The organism is Falsiroseomonas ponticola (genome assembly GCF_016805305.1).
GTDB lineage: Bacteria > Pseudomonadota > Alphaproteobacteria > Acetobacterales > Acetobacteraceae > Falsiroseomonas > Falsiroseomonas ponticola.
Genome location: NZ_JAERQN010000005.1, coordinates 418,029 through 437,051 on the forward strand (window position 1 = coordinate 418,029; position 19,023 = coordinate 437,051).

The 19,023-nt window shown below is 72.7% G+C and carries 23 protein-coding genes and 1 tRNA gene; 11 read left to right on the plus strand and 13 right to left on the minus strand.

Going from position 1 to position 19,023, the window contains the following annotated elements; translation table 11 throughout:
* The first annotated feature begins 15 nt into the window (after positions 1 to 15).
* From JJI54_RS17585 to JJI54_RS17635, 11 genes are all read left to right on the plus strand, one after another.
* Positions 16 to 570 carry a ubiquinol-cytochrome C chaperone family protein gene (locus JJI54_RS17585; protein WP_203074312.1) on the plus strand — a complete coding sequence of 185 codons (555 nt, stop codon included), beginning with the start codon at positions 16 to 18 and terminating at the stop codon, positions 568 to 570.
* Positions 567 to 1,115 carry a YceD family protein gene (locus JJI54_RS17590; RefSeq protein WP_203074313.1) on the plus strand — a complete coding sequence of 183 codons (549 nt, stop codon included), beginning with the start codon at positions 567 to 569 and terminating at the stop codon, positions 1,113 to 1,115. Before JJI54_RS17585 ends, JJI54_RS17590 begins: the two co-directional genes overlap by 4 nt.
* 91 nt (positions 1,116 to 1,206) lie before the next feature.
* Positions 1,207 to 1,407, plus strand: a complete 201-nt coding sequence (rpmF, locus tag JJI54_RS17595) for a 50S ribosomal protein L32 (RefSeq protein ID WP_092960083.1) — start codon at positions 1,207 to 1,209, stop codon at positions 1,405 to 1,407.
* A 45-nt stretch (positions 1,408 to 1,452) separates the two neighbouring features.
* Positions 1,453 to 2,520, plus strand: a complete 1,068-nt coding sequence (gene plsX, locus JJI54_RS17600) for a phosphate acyltransferase PlsX (RefSeq protein ID WP_203074314.1) — start codon at positions 1,453 to 1,455, stop codon at positions 2,518 to 2,520.
* 46 nt (positions 2,521 to 2,566) lie between these two features.
* A complete protein-coding gene (locus JJI54_RS17605) occupies positions 2,567 to 3,532 on the plus strand; it encodes a beta-ketoacyl-ACP synthase III (protein WP_203074315.1) in 966 nt (321 codons plus the stop codon).
* A 147-nt stretch (positions 3,533 to 3,679) separates the two neighbouring features.
* Entirely contained in the window at positions 3,680 to 3,997 is a 318-nt protein-coding gene (locus tag JJI54_RS17610) for an integration host factor subunit alpha (protein ID WP_203074316.1), read from the plus strand.
* A complete protein-coding gene (locus JJI54_RS17615; RefSeq protein ID WP_203074317.1) occupies positions 3,994 to 4,410 on the plus strand; it encodes a MerR family transcriptional regulator in 417 nt (138 codons plus the stop codon). The genes JJI54_RS17610 and JJI54_RS17615 overlap by 4 nt, the downstream gene beginning before the upstream one ends.
* Positions 4,411 to 4,452: 42 nt before the next feature.
* Positions 4,453 to 5,484: a zinc-dependent alcohol dehydrogenase gene (locus tag JJI54_RS17620; protein ID WP_203074318.1), complete on the plus strand. Its 1,032-nt coding sequence runs from the start codon at positions 4,453 to 4,455 to the stop codon at positions 5,482 to 5,484.
* Positions 5,477 to 6,124, plus strand: coding sequence for a hypothetical protein (locus JJI54_RS17625; protein WP_203074319.1), 648 nt, complete (start codon positions 5,477 to 5,479; stop codon positions 6,122 to 6,124). Before JJI54_RS17620 ends, JJI54_RS17625 begins: the two co-directional genes overlap by 8 nt.
* Entirely contained in the window at positions 6,121 to 7,074 is a 954-nt protein-coding gene (locus JJI54_RS17630) for an aldo/keto reductase (protein WP_203074320.1), read from the plus strand. The genes JJI54_RS17625 and JJI54_RS17630 overlap by 4 nt, the downstream gene beginning before the upstream one ends.
* Before the next feature lie 54 nt (positions 7,075 to 7,128).
* A tRNA-Pro gene (locus tag JJI54_RS17635) sits at positions 7,129 to 7,205 on the plus strand.
* 160 nt (positions 7,206 to 7,365) lie between these two features.
* Here JJI54_RS17635 and JJI54_RS17640 read toward each other — a convergent pair.
* From JJI54_RS17640 to JJI54_RS33115, 13 genes are all read right to left on the minus strand, one after another.
* A complete protein-coding gene (locus JJI54_RS17640) occupies positions 7,366 to 8,205 on the minus strand; it encodes a tetratricopeptide repeat protein (RefSeq protein WP_203074321.1) in 840 nt (279 codons plus the stop codon).
* 112 nt (positions 8,206 to 8,317) lie between these two features.
* On the minus strand, positions 8,318 to 10,150 hold the full coding sequence (locus JJI54_RS17645) for a pilus assembly protein TadG-related protein (RefSeq protein ID WP_203074322.1): 1,833 nt from the start codon (positions 10,148 to 10,150) through the stop codon (positions 8,318 to 8,320).
* The gene (locus tag JJI54_RS17650) at positions 10,147 to 10,740 is read right to left on the minus strand and encodes a TadE/TadG family type IV pilus assembly protein (protein ID WP_203074323.1); all 594 of its coding nucleotides are present in this window, start codon (positions 10,738 to 10,740) and stop codon (positions 10,147 to 10,149) included. Before JJI54_RS17650 ends, JJI54_RS17645 begins: the two co-directional genes overlap by 4 nt.
* Complete coding sequence (locus JJI54_RS17655; protein ID WP_203074324.1) at positions 10,727 to 11,209, minus strand: TadE/TadG family type IV pilus assembly protein; 483 nt, start codon at positions 11,207 to 11,209, stop codon at positions 10,727 to 10,729. Before JJI54_RS17655 ends, JJI54_RS17650 begins: the two co-directional genes overlap by 14 nt.
* A complete protein-coding gene (locus JJI54_RS17660; protein WP_203074325.1) occupies positions 11,203 to 12,129 on the minus strand; it encodes a type II secretion system F family protein in 927 nt (308 codons plus the stop codon). Before JJI54_RS17660 ends, JJI54_RS17655 begins: the two co-directional genes overlap by 7 nt.
* Positions 12,126 to 13,082 carry a type II secretion system F family protein gene (locus JJI54_RS17665; RefSeq protein ID WP_203074326.1) on the minus strand — a complete coding sequence of 319 codons (957 nt, stop codon included), beginning with the start codon at positions 13,080 to 13,082 and terminating at the stop codon, positions 12,126 to 12,128. The genes JJI54_RS17660 and JJI54_RS17665 overlap by 4 nt, the downstream gene beginning before the upstream one ends.
* Positions 13,079 to 14,491 carry a CpaF family protein gene (locus tag JJI54_RS17670; protein ID WP_203074327.1) on the minus strand — a complete coding sequence of 471 codons (1,413 nt, stop codon included), beginning with the start codon at positions 14,489 to 14,491 and terminating at the stop codon, positions 13,079 to 13,081. The genes JJI54_RS17665 and JJI54_RS17670 overlap by 4 nt, the downstream gene beginning before the upstream one ends.
* A complete protein-coding gene (locus tag JJI54_RS17675; protein ID WP_203074328.1) occupies positions 14,488 to 15,717 on the minus strand; it encodes an AAA family ATPase in 1,230 nt (409 codons plus the stop codon). Before JJI54_RS17675 ends, JJI54_RS17670 begins: the two co-directional genes overlap by 4 nt.
* Positions 15,714 to 16,016, minus strand: a complete 303-nt coding sequence (locus JJI54_RS17680; protein ID WP_203074329.1) for a hypothetical protein — start codon at positions 16,014 to 16,016, stop codon at positions 15,714 to 15,716. The genes JJI54_RS17675 and JJI54_RS17680 overlap by 4 nt, the downstream gene beginning before the upstream one ends.
* Positions 16,013 to 17,428, minus strand: coding sequence for a type II and III secretion system protein family protein (locus JJI54_RS17685; protein ID WP_203074330.1), 1,416 nt, complete (start codon positions 17,426 to 17,428; stop codon positions 16,013 to 16,015). Before JJI54_RS17685 ends, JJI54_RS17680 begins: the two co-directional genes overlap by 4 nt.
* Before the next feature lie 47 nt (positions 17,429 to 17,475).
* Complete coding sequence (cpaB, locus tag JJI54_RS17690) at positions 17,476 to 18,321, minus strand: Flp pilus assembly protein CpaB (RefSeq protein ID WP_203074331.1); 846 nt, start codon at positions 18,319 to 18,321, stop codon at positions 17,476 to 17,478.
* Positions 18,322 to 18,330: 9 nt separating this feature from the next.
* Positions 18,331 to 18,822: a prepilin peptidase gene (locus JJI54_RS17695; RefSeq protein ID WP_203074332.1), complete on the minus strand. Its 492-nt coding sequence runs from the start codon at positions 18,820 to 18,822 to the stop codon at positions 18,331 to 18,333.
* Between the two features lie 82 nt (positions 18,823 to 18,904).
* Positions 18,905 to 19,009 carry a hypothetical protein gene (locus JJI54_RS33115; RefSeq protein ID WP_226381884.1) on the minus strand — a complete coding sequence of 35 codons (105 nt, stop codon included), beginning with the start codon at positions 19,007 to 19,009 and terminating at the stop codon, positions 18,905 to 18,907.
* Between the last annotated feature and the right edge of the window lie 14 nt (positions 19,010 to 19,023).

Genomic DNA, 19,023 nt, shown 5'->3' on the forward strand with positions numbered 1-19,023 from the left:
CGATCGGAGCATCCCATGGGCCTCCTCGGCCTTTTCTCCCGGCGCCCGCACGAACGGGCCGGCTTCGCGCTGTATGGCGCGGCGGTCGGCGCGGCGCGCCAGGCCGTCTATTTCGCCCGCCTCGGCGTGCCGGACACGCTGGACGGGCGGTTCGACCTCGTCTCCTTCCACGTCGCGCTGCTGATCAACCGGCTGCGCCATGACGGGGATGCGGAGGGGCCGAAGCTCGCCCAGGCCGTCTTCGACGCCATGTTCGCCGACATGGACGTGAACCTGCGGGAGATGGGGGTGGGTGACCTCGTCGTCGGCAAGCGCGTGAAGAAGATGTGGGAAGCCTTCCACGGCCGCGCCGCCGCCTACGAATCCGCCTTCGAATCGGGCGACTGGCCGGCGCTGGCGGAGGCCCTGTCCCGCAATGTCTGGCGGGGGGAGGCGCCGGAGGGCGCGGCGGCCGAACTCGCCGCCCAGGCGGGCCGCATCCGCGCGGCGCTGGCGGCCCAGCCGCTGGACGCGCTGCGGAAGGGGGAGGTCCGCTTCCCCCCCGCGCCGCCGGAAGCCGTGGCGGCATGAGCGCCACCCCCGAATTCTCCCGCCCCTACCGCCTGGGGAACGAGCCCAAGGCGCTGGAGCTGGCGGCGACGCCGGCGGAATGCGCGGCGCTCGCGCGGCGCTTCTCCATCCTCGGAATCGCGGGCTTCACGGCAAGCCTGTCGCTGAAGGCGGAGACGGGCGGCACGGTGCGCGCCCGTGGCCGCCTGCACGCCGCGGTGACGCAGGAATGCATCGTCACGCTCGATCCGGTGGATCAGGTGGTCGATGCGGCGATCGACCTCCGCATCCTGCCCGATGGCGTCCCGCCCACGGATGACGACCCCGACAGCCCCGATGAGATCGAGAGCGCCGGCGGCTTCATCGACCTGGGCGAGGCGGCGGCCGAACAGCTCGCCCTGGCGCTCGACCCCTATCCCAGGCGCCCGGATGCCGCGCTTCCGCCGGAACTGGACGCTTCGGGGCTGGACGCGGAGGCGCCGGCGGCGCAAAGAGCGGCGGAGCCGTCACCGGGGGAGTCCCGCCCCAACCCCTTTGCCGCCCTGGCAAGGTTGAAGCGGGATTGATGCCCCCGGTGCGCTTGCGCCCTCTCGGTGCCGGTGGTAATGCCGCCGGCCCCACCTACTTTCCGATTGTTGACGAGAAAGGCTCGGCACCATGGCCGTTCCGAAGAAGAAGGTTTCGCCCTCCCGCCGCGGCATGCGCCGCAGCCATGAGGCGCTGACGGCGGTTGCGAGCCTGGAATGCTCCAATTGCGGTGAGCTGAAGCGTCCGCACCATGTCTGCTCCCATTGCGGCCACTATGATGGCCGTGAGGTGATGGCGGCGGACAAGGCCAAGGGTGTCATCCGCGTCTGATCGCGTTTCCGGGCTGATGCCGATGCGGCGAAGGGTCGGATCCTGATGGCGAGGGCGGTTGCGGCCCGCGGCAATGGCGAGTTCGCCCTGGCCATCGATGCGATGGGCGGGGACCACGCGCCCGATTCCGTGCTCGACGGGCTGGAACTGGCGGCGGAGCGTCACCCGCAGGCCCGCTTCCTGCTCGTGGGCGATGAGGCCCGGCTCGGCGCGCTGCTCGCGCGCCGGCCCCGCGCCGCCAAGGCGTGCAGCCTGCGCCACGCCCCGGAATCGATTCCCGGCGACATGAAGCCGACCGCGGCGCTGCGCGTCCGCGGCTCCTCCATGCGCGGGGCGATCGACGCCGTCGCGAATGGGGAAGCCTCGGGCGTCGTCTCCGCCGGCAATACCGGCGCGCTCATGGCGCTCGCCAAGATCGTGGTGAAGACGCTGCCGGAGATCGACCGGCCGGCGCTGGCGGCCATCGGCCCCTCCGCGCGCGGCGACGTCGTCATGCTCGACCTCGGCGCCAATGTGCAGTGCGATGCCCGCAACCTGGTGGAGTTCGCCGTCATGGGCGATGCCTTCGCCCGCGCGGTGCTCGGTCTGACGGAGCCGACGCTCGGCCTGCTGAATGTGGGGTCGGAGGAGCTGAAGGGCGACGAGCGGGTCCGCCAGGCGGCGGAGATCCTGCGCGACAGCCATATCGGCCCGAATTTCCGCGGCTTCGTCGAAGGCCATGACATCGCCGCCGGCACGGTGGACGTGATCGTCACCGATGGCTTCACCGGCAACGTCGCGCTGAAGACCGGGGAGGGCGCGCTGAAGCTGATGCGCGACCTGCTGCGCCAGGTCTTCACCAGCTCCATCCCCGCCCGCGTCGGCTACCTGCTCGCGCGCCCGGCGCTGGACCGGCTGCGCGAATGGATGGACCCGCGGCGCTACAACGGCGCGGTGCTCATCGGCCTGAACGGCGTCGTGGTGAAAAGCCATGGCGGCACCGATGGCGTCGGCTTCGCCCATGCCGTGGACGTCGCCATGGACATGGTGACGCACCGCTTCAACGAACGGATCCAGGAGGGGCTGGCGCGCCTCTCGGAGACCACGCCGCGCGTCGCGGCCACCCCGCGCTGATCCGCGGGCGACCCGAACCAAACCCGGCCCTGGGGGGGAACGCGCGATGCGCGCCGTGATCGTCGGCACCGGCGGCTACCTGCCGGAACGGGCCGTGACCAATGAGGAACTGGCGGCGGAAAAGGGGCTCGACACCTCCGACGCCTGGATCCGCGAACGCACCGGCATCGCCCAGCGCCACTTCGCCGCGCCCGGGGAGACCGCCTCCTCCATGGGCGCCGCCGCCTGCCGCGCGGCCCTCGCCCAGGGCGGCGCCGATGTGGCGGAGGTGGATGCCATCATCGTCGCCACCGCGACGCCCGACAGCGCCTTCCCCTCCACCGCCGCGCGCATCCAGGGCGCGCTCGGCGTCACCCGCGGCCTCGCCTTCGATGTCGCCGCGGCCTGCGCGGGCTTCATCTACGCGCTCGGCATCGCCGATGCGCTGATCCGCACCGGCCAGGCCCGTGGCGTGCTCGTGGTCGGCACGGAAGTCTATTCCCGCATCCTGGACTGGTCGGACCGCGGCACCTGCGTGCTGTTCGGCGATGGCGCCGGCGCCCTGTTCCTGCGCGCCGGCGACCCCGCGCCGGGCGATGGCCTGCTCTCCACCCACATGCATGCCGATGGCCGGCACGGGGACATCCTGCACGTCGATGGCGGCGCGGGCTCCACCGGCGGCACGGGCGTGGTCCGCATGGCGGGGCGGGAGGTCTTCAAGCACGCCGTCACCAAGCTCGCCTCCGCGGTGGATGAGGCGCTGGCGGCGAACGGGCTGGACCACTCCGCCGTCGCCTGGCTGGTGCCGCACCAGGCCAATGTCCGGATCATCGAGGCGATGGGCAAGAAGCTCGGCCTGCCGCTCGATCGCGTGGTCATCACCGTGGACCGCCACGCCAATACCTCCGCCGCCTCCATCCCGCTGGCGCTGGCGGAGGCGACGCGGGACGGGCGCATCAAGCAGGGCGACCTGGTGCTGATGGAAGCCATCGGCGGCGGCCTGACCTGGGGCGCCGCGCTGGCGCGCTTCTAGCGATTGATAAACCCTTTCAGGGGCTTGTGCCACCCGCCTGCGATGGCGCGCGAAGCGGCCCCGGCCGCCCGCGAACCCGATGGTTGACGCCCCCGGCGGATACCGGTTTTCTTGCGGGATGAATGGCTTGCAGGGGCCTGTTGCGGCATGACGACGATGACCCGCGCGCATCTGGCGGAGGCGATCTACGCCCAGGTCGGGCTCTCCCGTAACGAGAGCGCGGCGCTGCTGGAGACGGTGCTCGAGAAGATGTCGGCGGCGCTGGAGGCCGGCGAGCCCGTGAAGATCTCCGCCTTCGGCTCCTTCGTCGTGCGCCAGAAGGGCAAGCGCGTCGGCCGCAACCCCAAGACGGGCGTGGAGGTGCCGATCCAGCCCCGCAAGGTGCTGGCCTTCCGCCCCTCCCACGTCCTGAAGGCCCGCCTCAACCCCGGCCAGGCGCCCGAAGCCGGCGGCGACGACGAATGAGCGACGAGCAGGTCGATGCCGAGGGCCGCGCCCGGCCGCGCAAGGCCCCCACGGCCTTCCGCACCATCAGCGAGGTCGCGGACGACCTGCAGATCCCGCAGCACGTGCTGCGCTTCTGGGAGACCAAGTTCCCCCAGCTCAAGCCGCTGAAGCGGGGCGGCGGGCGGCGCTACTACCGGCCGGAGGATATCGGCCTGCTGAAGCGCATCAGCGACCTGCTCTACACCCAGGGCTACACCATCAAGGGCGTGCAGCGCCTGCTGCGGGAAGGCGGCATCGAGGAAGCCGGCGGCGCCCCCGAATTGCCGCTCGGCGACCTCGACGAGGCCGATGCGCCCGAGCCGGTGCGGGAGGCGCTGGATGCGCTGGAACGCCTGGCGCATGAACTGCGGGCCCTGGCCGCGAGGGGCTGATCGCGCCACCCTGCACCCCGTGATCGCAGGGCGGGGAAACGCATGAAGGCATGGCGCAAGCGGGCGCCCGGACCGGGCCTCTGGTGCTGCGACGTCCCGCGCCCGCCCGCCCCCGGCCCCGGGGAGGTGCTGGTCCGCGTGGAGGCCGCCGGCATCTGCGGCAGCGACCTGCATATCGAGGACTGGTCGGGCGGCTACGAGTTCATCACCCCCGCCATGCCGGTGACGCTGGGCCATGAGCTGGCGGGCCGCATCGCCGAATCGGGCGACCCCGCGCTGCCGCCCGGCACGCCCGTGGTGGTCATTCCCTCCGTCACCTGCGGCATCTGCGCGGCCTGCCAGGGCGGCGATCCCGATCGCTGCATCGACCGGCGGGGAATCGGCATGACGCGGGATGGCGGCTTCGCGCCCTTCCTCCTGGCCCCCGCTCGCAACTGCCTGGTCCTGCCGCCGGGCTTCGACCCCGCCATCGCCGCGCTGACGGAACCGCTGGTGATCGGCGCGCGCGCCGTCTCCGTCGGCGGGGTCGGCCCCGGCGACCGGGTGCTGGTGCTGGGCCCCGGCGCCATCGGCCAGGCCATCGCCCTGATGGCGCGGGAAGCCGGGGCCGCCGCCATCACGGTCGCGGGCCGCGACGATTCGCCCCGCTTCGGCGTGCTGCGGCGCCTGGGCTTCGACCGGCTGCGGGAGGTGGGCGACCAGGGCCTCGCCCACCTGGCCGCGGAGGGCCGCTTCGACGTGGTGTTCGAGGCGGTGGGCATGCCCACCCTCGTGGCGGAGGCACTCCCCCTGCTGCGGCGCGAAGGCGTGCTGGTCATCGCCGGCATCCACCCCCGCCCGGCGGAAATCCCCCTCAACACCGTGGTCCGGGAACAGCTGCAACTCCGCGGCACCAACCGCGGCAGGCTCGCGGATTGGCGCCGCACGCTGGATTTCGTGCTGCGGCAGGGGGAGGCGCTCGCCCCCATGGTCACGCACCGCCTGCCGCTGCGCGACGCGCCGGCGGGCTTCGCCGCCACCCGCCGCCGCCAGGCCACCAAGGTGGTGCTGCTGCCGGAGCCCGGCGATGAGTGAGCGCGGCTTCCTGGCCCTCTGGAACGACCTGGCCGCGGGGCGGGAGGCCGAGTACGAGGAATGGCACGCCCGCGAACACCTGCCCGAACGCGTGGCAGCCCCCGGCTTCCTCGCCGGCCGCCGCTACCGCGATGCGCTTCACCCCACCCATCGCTGGTTCACGCTGTATGAGGTGGAGTCGCTGGCCGCCTTCGCGACCCCCGAATACCAGGACCTGCTGGCCAACCCGACGCCCTGGTCGGCCTCCATGCGCCCGGATTTCCGCGCCTTCCTCCGCGCCCCCTGCCGGGAGGTGGCGCGCGCCGGCCACGGCTTCGGCGCGGCGCTGGCGGTGCTGCGCCTGCCGGATGCGCGGGGCATGGATGTCGCCGCGCTGGCCGCCATGCCGGGCATGGTCGGCGCCCGGCTCGGCCTGCGGGAGGCGGATGGCGCACCCGCCCATCGCCTCGGCACCGGTGCCACCGAGGACTCCTTCGCCGCCGTGCTGCTGCTGGAAGCGCAGGACCGCCCCGCCGCGGCGCGCGCCCTGGCCGCCGCGGGCGGGTCCGGCGCCGTCTATGACCTTCTTTTCGCCTTCCCCGGCACGGCGCCGGGGGAACGCGCGGCCCATCGCCGCCCCCACTGGAACGCCCCCGCATGAACGCCACGGACCGCATCCCCTTCGGCGCCACCGGCCTGTTGATGTCCCGCCTCGGCATCGGGGGCGGCTCGCTCGCCAGCGCGGCCGGGGAGGGTGGGGTGAAGGCCGTGGTGGATGCGGCCTGGCAGGCCGGGCTCCGCTACTTCGACACCGCCGCCTACTACGCCGGGGGGGAGAGCGAGCGGCGCCTCGGCCTGGCGCTGCAGGGGCGGCCGCGGGACGCCTATGTGCTCGGCACCAAGACCGGCCGCTACCTGCCGCCGGATTGCACGGACCGCTTCGACTACAGCGCGGCGGGGACGGAGGCGACGATCCGCACGGCGCTGGCGCGCCTGCATACCGGGCGCCTCGACATCGTCTTCATCCATGACGTGCAGCCCAGCCTGCATGGGACGGATTACGAGGCGCAGCACGCCCTGGCGCTGAAGGGCGCCTTCCCGGTGCTCCAGCGCCTGAAGGCGCAGGGCGTGATCGGCGCCATCGGTGTCGCCATGCGCGACCCCGTGCCGATCCTCCGCCTGCTGCGGGAAGCGCCCTTCGATGCGGTGATGCTCGCCGGCGCCTGCACCCTGCTGCACCAGGAAGCCTGCGAGGCGCTGCTGCCGCATTGCGTCGCGACCGGCACGCCCGTGCTCTTCGCCGCGCCCTTCGAGACGGGGATCCTGGCCACCGGCGCCAGGCCCGGCGCCCGCTACCGCTACAAGCCCGCGCCCGCCGACCTTCTGGCCCGCACCGCGGCGATCGAGGCCGCTTGCACCCGCCATGGCGTGCCGATCGCCGCCGCCGCCATCCACTTCCCGCTGCTCTGCCCCGCCGTGAAGGGCGTGGTGGTCGGCCACCAGGCCCCGGCGGAACTGGCGGCGAACATGGCGCTGCTGGCCGCGGAGCCCCCCGCCGCGCTCTGGTCCGACCTGCGGGCGGAGGGGTTGATCACCGCCATTCCCGCATAGGGCGGGGCGGCGGGGGTTGGCGGCCCCCATGCCCGATGCTATTGCCCCCGCAGTCGGAGCGTAGCGCAGTCTGGTAGCGCATCAGTCTGGGGGACTGGGGGTCGTGGGTTCGAATCCCGCCGCTCCGACCATCCTGATCCCGTCAGGAATCAAGAAGGCCACGCAGGGCAGCCCGCGTGGCCTTCTTGATTCCGGGCCTGGTGGCTCATGCCCCCAGGCGCCGGGCGCGCGCTGGGCGTCGCGGCCTCGGCCGGCTTCGCCGACCCCACGTCAGCACGGTCGGGCGCCGGCTCAGTTGCCCGCGCCACCCTCCCGCGGGATGGCGCGCAGGGTCGCGGGCTGCAGCAGCAGCGCGCTCGCCTCGGCCTCCGGCGCCGTGGCCAGCCATTCGGCGAAGCTCCGGAACTCCAGCGCCAGCGCCTCGGCATCCGTGCCGGCCGCGTCGCGGCGCAGCAGGCGGACCACGCGGGCATGCTCCCCGCGCGCGGCCAGGATCAGCGCCAGGTTGTGGCGCGCGCGCTGCGGCGCATCGGCTTCCCGCTCCGCCGGCGCCAGGGTGCGCTCGGCCTCCGCCAGCCGCTTGGCCAGCAGCAGGGACACCGCCTGGTTGCTGCGGATCGTCCAGTCATTCGGCGCCACGATGCGCGCCTGCCGGTAGGCTTCCTGCGCGCGGGCCGTGTCGCCCAGCATGTCGAAGGTCAGCGCCAGCCCCGCATGCGCGCCGGCATGGCGCGGCGACAGCGCCCGCGCGCTGGTGAAGGCCGCTTCCGCCGCCGCCAGGTTGCCCGCGCGCAGATGCATGCTGCCCAGCCGCACCAGCCGCTCCGGGCTCGTGCCATCCAGCTCGATCACCCGCTGCAGCGCGGCGGAGGCTTCGGCATGCAGCCCCGCGGCTTCCGCCGCATCCGCCAGCCTCGCCTGGGCGATCCGGTCATCCGGGCTGGCCTGCGCGGCGGCGCGCAGCTGGTCCAGCGGCCGGGGCGCGGGCACGGCGGCGGCCTGCGGGCGGGCCGCCAGCGGGTTCGGCAGGCGCGCGCATCCCGCCACCGTGACGACGCAGGGCAGGGCCAGCAGCAGGATGCGCGCCAGGCGGCCCAGGCGGCGGGGCGATGCGGGGGAAAGGGGGCGCATGGGCGGGTGAAAGGCTCCGTCGCTGGGTTCCGCGGCGCGGCGCGGCCCGCTCTCCGCCGGACCTTGCCGTGGGGTGGTGCGCATCACAAGCCCTGTGATGGGGCGGGCGCGATCACTGCACGATCCGCAGGTTGGTGAGTTCGTTGGCGATCAGCTGGAAGGTCGGCCGCAGCTGGTCCGGCGTGGTCACCAGGTAGTAGTTGGCCGGCGCCGTCGCGCAGTTCTGGTACAGCGTGCGCGTCGCCGTGCTGACGGAGCCCGAGGTGTTGACCACCATCGTGTAGATCATCACCCCGTTGTTCTTGATGGTGGTGCACAGCGCGGCAAGGCGGTTGTTCAGCTCCGCCGTCGCCTGCGCATTGGTGCCGATGCCGCTGCCCAGCCGCCGCTCCGCCAGCCGCCCATAGCCCGTATAGTCCGCATTGCCGGAGATGGCGGGCCCGCCCGCCGCCACCACCACGCTGCTGGTCTGGGAGGAGGAGGGGCAGGCCACCGGCTGCACCGGCATGCTCGGCCCGGGCGCGGCGAAGCCCGCGCCGGAATTGGGGAAGGAATTGCTGTTCACCGACGTGATGGTGCAGTCGCCGGGAAAGCCGTTCGGCGAATCGAACCAGTTCTGGTCGCCATCGGTCATCATCACGATGACCTTGCGCATGTTCGGCGTGTTGTAGGCCAGCGGCAGCGACGTCGCCTGGTTGTCCGGCGCGGGGCCCAGGTTCCAGGTGCCGCGCCAGCGCGGGCTGAGCGTCCACCACCCCGCCAGCAGGCCGAGATTGCCCATCGTGCCGCCCCGGTTGGTGGCCCGCATGCTCTGGATCGTGTCCAGCACCGCCGTCTTGCTGGTGCTGAGCGGCAGCACGGGCGTGGAGGGGCAGCCGGAATTGGGGCCGACCTGGTAGTTGCCGCGGTAGGAGAACCAGGATTCGGTGATCGCGTCCGTGCCCGTCGTCGTCGCGTTCCACAGCCGCCGCGCCCAGTCATTGTCCCCCGGCACGCGGTTGCCGTTGCGCGTGTAAACGCCGAGCGTGGAGGGCCAGTAGAAGGGGCGGAAGGGCACCTCGGACGGCGTGTAGTCGTTGCGGTCGCCATCGGTGGGCGCGCCCGCATAGCCGACCCGCGCCTCGACGCAGCCCCACCAGGTGGTCGGGCTGAAATTGGCGTTGAGGTTCGCCCGCGACGTCGCATCCAGCCAGGCGGTGCGCGTCGGGGCCAGGTTCACGGTGGTGGTGAAGGGCACGACGGAGACGTAGAGGTTGCGCTGCGTCTCGTTGTTGCCGAAGACGATGTTCACCAGGTCCGCCGCCGCGACCCGCATCAGGTCCGCGTTGTTGTTGACGGCGGAGATCACCTGCCCCGGCGCGCGCGGCACGCTGGTGATGGTGCAGTTGGTGGAGGTGCGGTTGGACGGCAGCGTGCAGTTCGTGTCCATCGAACCGGTGATGTCCAGCACCAGCGCCAGCTCCAGCCCCGTATTCGCGCGCTGCGCGCGGGCGGAGGCGCGCATGGTGAAGGTGTTCACGCCGATCAGCTTGGCGAAGGATGTCGGCAGCTGCGCGCTGGCCGTGACCTGGAAGGTCAGCAGGTCCACCGCCGTCAGCGTCTCCAGCCGCACGCTGGAATCGAGGAAGCTGGTCCAGCGCTGCGTCAGCCCGGTGGCCGGCGTCCAGGCGGGCTGGCCGGGCGCCGGCTGCTTCACCGTCATGTTCGCCCAGAACAGGGAGGAGACCTCGTTGTCCCGCGTCGCGGCGGCCACGGCGATGTTGCGCGCCCCGGCCAGCGCCGCGGCATCCAGCGCCGCGGTCAGCCGCGAATAGACCAGCCAGGCGCGCATGCCATCCACCGCGACGGCGGTGAAGCCGACCAGCGGGATGGTCGCCCAGGCCACCATCAGCGCCAGCCCGGCGCGCCGGTCGGCGCGCAGCCCGCGGAACAGCCGCCCGATCACGCGGGGCAGCCCCCGCTCAGCGCGCTGAGCGTGCCGATGCGCGGCCGCACCAGCGCATAGGTGCGGATCGGCCCGGGGTCCGGCACCTCGATCCGCAGGAACTTCGTGATGGTCGCCAGCCGGACCAGCGTCTGCCAGGGGCGGGTGCCGTTGATCACCTCCACCACCACCAGCGTCTGGCCGCTCGGCACCACCAGGCCGTTCGGCAGCGTCCGCTGCCCCGCGATGGTGTTCGGCAGGCTGGAATCGCCCCGGCTGCAGGTCCAGGACAGCGTGTTGCCCGACCCGGTATTGCTCACCACCCCGATCAGCGTGCGCGCGCGCGAACTGGCATTGCCCGTCGCCGAATTGGCGGGGATGGGAGAGGCGATGGAATTCGCGGCGTCGAACAGCTGCCCGACGACGGCGGTCGTCATCGTCTCGTACTGCGACGTGATGTTGGCGATTTCCATCGCCGTGCGATCGAGCCGGTACCAGGTGCGCATGTAGAGCAGCGTCTCCGCCACCGCGACGAACAGCACCAGCATCGCCGGCAGCATGAGGGCGAATTCGAGGGAGGCGAAACCGGCGCGCCCGTCATCGCGTCGCATAGGGTTCGTTGCGGGAAATGACGGTGGTGGAATGCCGGAACAGCCCGTTCGGCACCAGGCTGCGCCCCACCGGCGTCAAGGCATTCGACTGGTACACGATGCGGTAGCGCACGATCTGGCCGGAGGTGCCGAGCCCCGGCGTCGCCACCGTCATCGACCCGATGGAGGCGAAGGATTCCGTCGTCACCGTCAGGTTGGCGGCGACGATCGGCATGCCGGAGGATTGCGCGATGACGCGCGCCACGTATTGCGAACTCGTCAGCCCCGACGGCGCGGTCTGCCCCGTCGCCGCCCAGCGCGCGGCGACGCGCGTGCCGTGGTCGAGCCCCGCCCCGATGGCGAGCTGCCAGGCGATCTCCATCGTCATGGTCAGCAGGGTCAGGAACACCGGCGTCAGCAGCGCGAATTCGATGGTGTAGGAACCCCGGCGGCCCAGCCGCGCGAACAGGGTGCGCAGGCCCCTTACCATGACCGCAGCACCTGCAGGATGGCGGGGCCGCCCACCACCAGGAACAGCGTCGGCAGGATGAAGACGATCATCGGCACGGTCAGCAGCACCGGCAGCCGCGCGGCCCGCGCCTCGAACCGCGTCAGCTGCTCGCCGCGCATTTCATGCGACAGGGTGCGCAGCGCCACCGTGATGGGCGTGCCGAACTGCAGCGACTGCGCCAGCATCACCGCGACCCGGCGCATCACGTCGAGCCGCGTGCGATCCGCCATGTTCATCAGCGCCGCGCGGCGATCCGCCAGGATCCGCAGCTCGCTGCCGCACAGCGAGAGTTCGGCCGCGATCGACCGGTTGGCGGGCGCGATCTCCACCGAGACGCGGTCGATCGCGCCTTCCAGCGAAAGCCCCGCCTCCGTGCAGATCACCATCAGGTCCAGCGCGTCCGGCAGGCCCTGCTCCAGCTCCTTCAGGTAGCGCTTGCGCAGGCGCTTGGCGACCAGGTCAGGGATCAGCATGCCCGCCACCGCGGCGATGGCCAGCAGCATGCCCTTCAGCGGCTGCTGCACCTCCGCCACCGTCACCAGCACGAAGGTGAAGGCCGGCACCGCCACCAGCATGGCGATCTTGGCGCCGAGGAAGACCGGCAGCGCGCCGCTGCTGCGGAAGCCCGCCGCCGACAGCGTCTGTTCCAGGTCCGCCACCGTGCGGGGGGAGAGGATGCCCGCCTTCGTCAGCGCGGAGCCGAGCCGCGCGAAGCCCTGCAGCACCGCGCGCTTCAGGGACCAAGGCACCGCCACCTGGTCCACGCCGACGCTGCGCTGCACCGCCAGCAGCCGCGTCGCCACACGCTGTTCCGCCCGCAGCGTGCGCGCCAGCACCAGCCCGACCAGCGCGACCAGCATGCCCGCCAGCAGCATGACGATGGCGAGTTCCCGCGTCATGACAGGGACTTCTTGATGATGCCCTGCATGCTCAGGATCCCGAACAGCAGCATGCCGATGGCCAGCGCCAGGATTCGCTGGCCGCTTTCGTCGTTGATCAGCACCGCGGCGTAGGAGGGATTGAGCAGCGCGATCAGCCCGCCCGCGCCGAAGGGCAGCCCGGCCAGGATGGCGGCCGAGGTCCGCGCCTCGGAGGCCAGGGCCAGGCCGCGCGCGCGCAGCGCCACGCGCTTGCGCACCACATCGGCCAGGTTCTCCAGGGTCTCCGACAGCCCGCCGCCGGTCTGCGCCTGCAGCGACATGGCGGTGGAGAAGAAGCGGTATTCCGGCACGCCGTTCTTCAGCGCCGTCTCCTCCAGCGCCCGGTCGAAGGGCATGCCGATGGAAAGGCGGTCGGCGATCTTGCGGAACTCCTCGGAGGTCGGCATCGGCGCCTCCTTCGCCACGGTGCGCATCGCCTCCGTCGCGGGGATGCCGATGCGCGTCGCGCGGATCACCAGGCCCAGCGCATCCGGCAGCTGGATGAACAGCCGCCGGCGATGCTGTTCGTGGAAGCGCGCGAACATCACCCGCGCGGCGAACAGCCAGGCCGCCGGCGTCGCCACCAGGATCGCCTCCCCCGCGATCACCGCCACCATGCCGAGCCCGAGCCGCGCCACGACCAGCGACAGCACCAGCACCAGCCACCAGGGCAGGGGGTAGTGGTGGCGCAGTTCCGGCGCGATGCCGAACAGCGCCGCCGCCTTGGCCGCCAGCGGCGACCGCGCCATGGTCGCGGCCAGGCTGGGCCGCGCCGCGCGCACCGTCACGCTCTGCAGATGCGGCGCCACCACGGAAGCCAGCCGCGCCTGCCGCCTGTCCGCGCGGCCGAGCGCGGACAGGCCCAGCACCACGCCGATCGCCAGCGCGGCGAAGAGCACCCCGCCAACCAGGATCAGCGTGCCGGGCGTCATCGCTCTGGCTCGTCGAAGGCGGCCATCCAGGCGCGCTCCAGCCCGAAATAGGCCAGGCGCTGGGAGAAGGCGGGACGCGCGCGGTTGACGCGCCAGCGCACCTTCAGCCGGCCATCCGCATCCTCGCCCTCATGCTCCGCCAGGAAGATGTCATTGAGGGTGAAGACCTCGCCCTCCATGCCCACCAGCTCCGTCACCTGCGTCACGCGGCGCACGCCGTCGCGCTGGCGTTCCACCTGCACGATGAGATCGACGGCGCTGGCGATCTGCGTGCGCACGGCGCGCGTCGGCAGGCCGAAATTGCCCATCGTCACCATGTTCTCGATGCGGATCAGCGCGTCGCGGGAGGTATTGGCGTGGATCGTGCTCATGCTGCCGTCATGGCCCGTGTTCATGGCCTGCAGCATGTCGAAGGCCTCCGCGCCGCGGCACTCGCCGAGGATGATGCGGTCGGGCCGCATGCGCAGCGCGTTGCGCACCAGGTCGCGCTGGTTGATCTCGCCCCGGCCTTCCAGCGAAGCCGGCCGCGTCTCCAGCCGCACCACATGGGGCTGCTGCAGTTGCAGCTCCGCCGCGTCCTCCACGGTGATGACGCGCTCGCCCGGGTCGATCAGCCGGCTCATCGCGTTCAGCAGCGTCGTCTTACCCGAACCCGTACCGCCGGAGATGATGACGTTCAGCCGGCACTGGGAGGCGATCTGCAGGATCCGCGCCATCTGGCGCGGGATCGACTGGTTCTCCACCAGCTTGTCGAAGTCGATCAGCTTGCGGGAGAATTTGCGGATCGAGAGGCAGGGCCCGTCCAGGGCCAGCGGCGGGAAGACGATGTTGATGCGGCTGCCATCCTGCAGGCGCGCATCCACCATCGGGCTGCTTTCGTCGACGCGCCGGCCGACCGCGGCGGCGATTCGCTGCGCGATGTTGGCCAGGTGCTGCGAATCGCGGAAGCGGACGCCGGAGAGCGTGACCTTGCCGCGCTGCTCGATGAACACTTTCTCCGGCCCGTTGACCATGATGTCGGTCACGGTCTCGTCGTCCAGCAGCGGCTCCAGCGGGCCGAGGCCCAGCATGTCGTCCACCAGCTCCAGCGCCAGCTGGCGCTGCTCGCGGGCGTTCAGCTGCCGGCGCTGCTCGGTCGCGATCTCCGCCAGCAGCCGCTCCACCTCCGCCGCCAGCCGCTCATGCGGCATGTCCGCGACCATGGCGGGATCGACCCGCTGCAGGCACAGCGTGCGCAGCTCCGCCATCACCGGGTTGGCGCCCGCCGTCGCCGCCTGGCGCGGCCGGGGCGAGAAGGCGGAAGGGGAGGGCGCGGCCGCGGGCGGCGGGGGCGGCGCCAGCGTCGCCACCGGCGCGGGTGTCGCGTCGCTCCGCCGGCGGCCGAAGGTGGGGGTGGCGAAGCCGCTCATTGGCGCAGCAGCTTCCGCAGCTTGGCCAGGCGGCTGCCGATGCCGGGCGGTGCGGCGGATGCCGCGCCGCAGGCCACGGCCACGCGCGCGATGCCGTCCCGGTAGGCGCCCTGCACGGGCTGGCCGAGCGTCGCCGCTTCCTCCACCTTCCGCGCCTGGTCGGGGATCACGACGTCCGGCTCCTGCTTCATCGCCTCGGTGATCCGGGCGACAGGCAGCCCGCCGGGCCGCCCCGCGCGGTTCAGCACCAGCAGCGGCCTGCTGGCCTGGCCGCTGCCGGGCGGCAGCATCAGCAGCCGCAGCGCATCCCGCACGCAGGCCAGCGTCGGCTCCATGACGATCACGCGCTGCTGCGCGATGTCGAGCAGTTCGTGCCCGAAGCCCACGGGCTGGTAGGGCACGTCGGCCACGATGAAGTTGTAGCGCCGCCGCGCCAGGCTGATCAGCCGCTCCGCCGCGCCGGTCGCGTAGTTCACCGGGCTGCTCAGCTGCTCCTCCGCCGCCAGCACGTGCAGGCGGTCATTCACCGAATGGGCGGTGCGTTCCACGAACAGCTCGTCCACGCGGGCCGGCTGTTCCAGCGCGGTGCGCAGGCCGCCGCCCGCTTCCGCCGCCAGCATCAGCGCCAGCGTGCCGCGCTGCGTATCCGCATCCAGCGCCAGGCTGTGCCGCTTGGCGACATCGGCCAGGTACCAGGACAGGTTGGCCGCGATGGAGGAAGCGCCCACGCCGCCCCGCGCGCCGGTGATGGTCAGCAGCCGGCCGCCGCGCACCGTGCGTTCCTGCCGCTTGCGGGCGACGACGGCGCCGAAATTCTCCGCGATCAGCGCCGCCGTCAGCGGCTTGTACATGTAGTCCGCGACGCCGACGTTGCGCGTGATGTGGCGGTAGAAGCCGAGATCCGTGCGGTCCCCGATGACGAGGACACGGACATCGGGTTCCACCACCTCCGACAGGTCCTCCAGCGCCGCGAAGGGCTGGGGATGGCCGGTCAGGTCCACCAGCAGCGTCCAGGGCGTGGGCGTGGTGCGCAGCAGGGCGATGGCGGCGTTGATGTCGCCGCGGCGGAATTCCGAACCCGGCGGCGCGAGGTCGGCGAATCCCTCCCGCAGCGTCGCTTCCGTCGCGGCATCGGTCGCGAAGCAGATCAGCGGCTTGCGATCCGTGCGGAAGGAAGCGGCGGTCTCCTCCCCCGCCTCCGCCGCCAGCTTGTCGAAGGCGTTCACTGCGCGCCCCCGATGCCCGACGCACCCGCCATGCCCTGGGTGGTGGCGGAGGTCGGCAGGTTGCGCACGCGGTCCTGCAGCAGCCGCTGCACGGCGGAGGTCGCGAGTTCGCCCATCGCATCCGGCGCCGCCTGGCCCTGGGTGTAGTCCGTGGGCGTCGCCAGCATGCGGACCAGGTTGGCCTCGTTGGCGCCGTTCGGGCGCCAGTTGCCTTCCCGCGCGAAGGGGTCGGTCTGGGTGCCGGTGCAGGCGCCGGCCAGCAGCGCCAGGCCCAGGATCGGGGTGCGGAAGCGGCTCATGGCATCATGAACCCCGCCATGCCCGGCAGCCGGGGCGGCCCGCCGCGCGGCGAGCCGAGTTGGCGCGCCAGCAGCCCGCGATCCACGTCATCCGCCTGCAGCTGCCGGTCCGTCGGCGCGCGCAGCGCGTTCGGGTCCGTCGTGCCGCGCACGATGTAGGGGGTGATGATGATCACCAGCTCCGTCTCGTTGCGCTGGAAGCTGTCGGAGCGGAAGAGCTGGCCGATGATCGGCAGCTCCCCGATCCCCGGGATCGCCCGGCCGGTGGTGGTGGAGGCATCGGTCAGCAGCCCCGCGATGGCGAAGGACTGCCCGCTGCCGAGCTCCACCGTCGTCTCCGCCCGCCGCACCGTCAGCGCGGGGATCTGGATGGAGGCATTGCCGCTGGACAGCCGCACCGCGCCCTGCTCGGTCAGCTCGCTCACTTCCGGCCGCACGCGCAGGCTGATGCGGTTCGCCGCCAGCACCGTCGGCACGAAGGCCAGGCCGACACCGTATTCCTTGAACTGGATGGTGATGTTGCCGTCGCGCAGCCCGACCGGGATGGGGAATTCGCCGCCGGCCAGGAAGCTCGCGGTCTCGCCGCTCATCGCCGTCAGGTTCGGCTCCGCCAGCAGGCGGATCAGCCGGTCCCGCGCCAGCAGGTCGATCAGCGCGTTGATGTCGGGCGTGCCGTTGTAGGCGGCGGCGAGTCGCGAGGGGGAGTTGATCGCGCTGGTCAGCAGGTTCTGCGACGTCAGGTTCAGCGTGAAGCGCCCGACATTGCCGATGTTCTGCCAGTCGATGCCGATGGCGCGCGCCACCTCGCGCGATACCTCGGCGATGCGCACACGAAGGTTCACCTGCACCTGGCCCAGCACGACGAGGCGGTTGTCCAGCGTCTGGCCCTCCGCCAGGTGGCCGCGGGCGATGGCGACGGCCTGCTCGGCCTCGGCGGGGGTGTTCACCTCCCCCAGCAGCGCCAGGCCGCCCGGGCGCGTCTCGATACGCGCCGACCGGCTCGGCATCACGCGGGACAGCACGGCCTGCGCTTCCGGCGCGGTGAAGGCGGTGGGCCGCACCGTCACCTCATGCTGCGCCACCACCGTGCCTTCCGCGTCCAGCGCGGCGACGGTGGTGCGCCCCGGCGCGACGCCGAAGACGAAGAGGGAGGTCGGGCTCGCGGGCCGCACCTCCGCCACCCGGGGATCGGCCGCGAAGACCGAGGCGACGGGGCGGGAGGTCTGCACCACGCGGCCGGAACCGGCGCCGAGGGCGAGCGGCACGCCCCCCTGCACGACGGTGCCGCCGGGCGCCATGCCCGGCGTCGCGCCGGGCCGGGCCTGCGGGGGCTGGACCTGCTGCGGCTGCACCGGGGCGGGCGCCACGGTCTGCGCCGGCGCGAAGGCCGGCACGGCCAGCGCCGCGCCCACCAGCGCGGGCAGCAGGAAGGCGGAAAGCCGGGGGCGGAGGGAGGGGATCAGAACCGGAACTCCTCACGACGATTCCCGCCCAGGTGGACCTGGATCGGTCGCGGATTCGTGACCGTTCCCGGTGCCGCGCGCAACGCCGGAGAGACGTCGCCACCCCAGGTCACGGTGTCCTGCCCCTGTGCCGCCTCACCCTCCCGCGCAGCGGCGGCGCGGACGGTCAGGCTCAGCCGGCCCAGCCGCGCGGCGACGGCCAGGCGTTCCGCCGCATGCGGGGCCACTTCCAGCGTCACGGTGCGCACCTGGCGGTTGGCTTCCGGCCCGTCGCCGACGGCGCCCTGCACGATCGCCTGGTCGATGGCGATGACGCGGCTGTCGATCAGCACGGTCTGGCCGGCGATGCGGCGTTCCAGCGGCACCGTCTCGTCGCCGATCGTCTGCGTCAGCACCACGTCCACGCGGTCCCCCGGCCAGATCAGGCCGGAGATGCCGCTGATCGCATCCACGCCGATGGAGGCGGCGCGCATGCCGGGCGCCAGCAGGGCCGCCAGGAAGCCGCGGTCGCCCGGGCGCATCAGGTCCTCCGCCAGGAAGGGGCTGCCCTGGCCGACCGGGCGCAGCGCCATCTGGCCGACCAGCTCCGCGCGGGCCTGGGGCGTGTCCCGCCGCGCCTCCGGCGGCACCGTCGCGACATCCAGCTCGACGGAGGTGATGTCGTCCGGCCGCAGCAGGGACCCCGCGCGGATGGGCCGCGCGGCGGAGAGGAAGCTGCCGCGCACCGGGGCGGCCACCGCTTCCTCCACCGTCGGCGCGGGGCGCAGCCCGATCCAGGCGACGCCGAGGAAGCCCACCAGCCCCAGGATCAGGACGGAGAAGAGGGTGAAGCGGAGGACCATGGGACTACCTCAGCCGGCCAGCGTCAGCAGGACGCCGCCGCAGATCGCGACCCCGTAGGGCAGGGGACCGCCGCGGCGCAGGCGCCACAGCTCCGCGCGCCAGGCGCGGGCGGGCAGGGAGGTCGCGCGGGGGGGAATGGGAAGCGGCCGGCGGCCGCGGAACGCCAGGTAGACCAGGGCCAGCGCGCCACCCGCCAGCGCGACGGCGACCAGCATGTCCGCGACGGAACCCGGCGGCGGCAGCAGCGCGCAGGCGGCCAGCAGCTTCACGTCGCCCCCGCCCATGACGTGGTAGCGCCAGGCGAGCACCGCGACCGCGAAGACGATGACGAAGGCGAGGAGACCCCAGGCGAGGTCGCCCTCGGCGGCGCGCAGCGCCAGGCCGAGCAGGGCGACGAAGGCGGGGATGGCATTCGGGATGGTCCGCGCCACCACATCGTGCAGGGCCGCGGCGATCAGCGCGAAGGCGGCCAGGGCTGCGACGGCGTCCATCATGGACATGGGGGCGATTCCGGAATCCGGCGACGTCGAGGGGAACGCTACCCCGCCGCGCCACCGGGCGCGGCGGGGAAGGGGCAGCCGGTCAGAGCGTCAGCTTGGCGACGACGCTGGTGAAGAAGGTGCCGAGGCCGGTGCCCAGCGTGGTGAAGGCGGTGATGACGGCGGCGCCGAGGATGGCGGCGATCAGGCCGTATTCGAGGG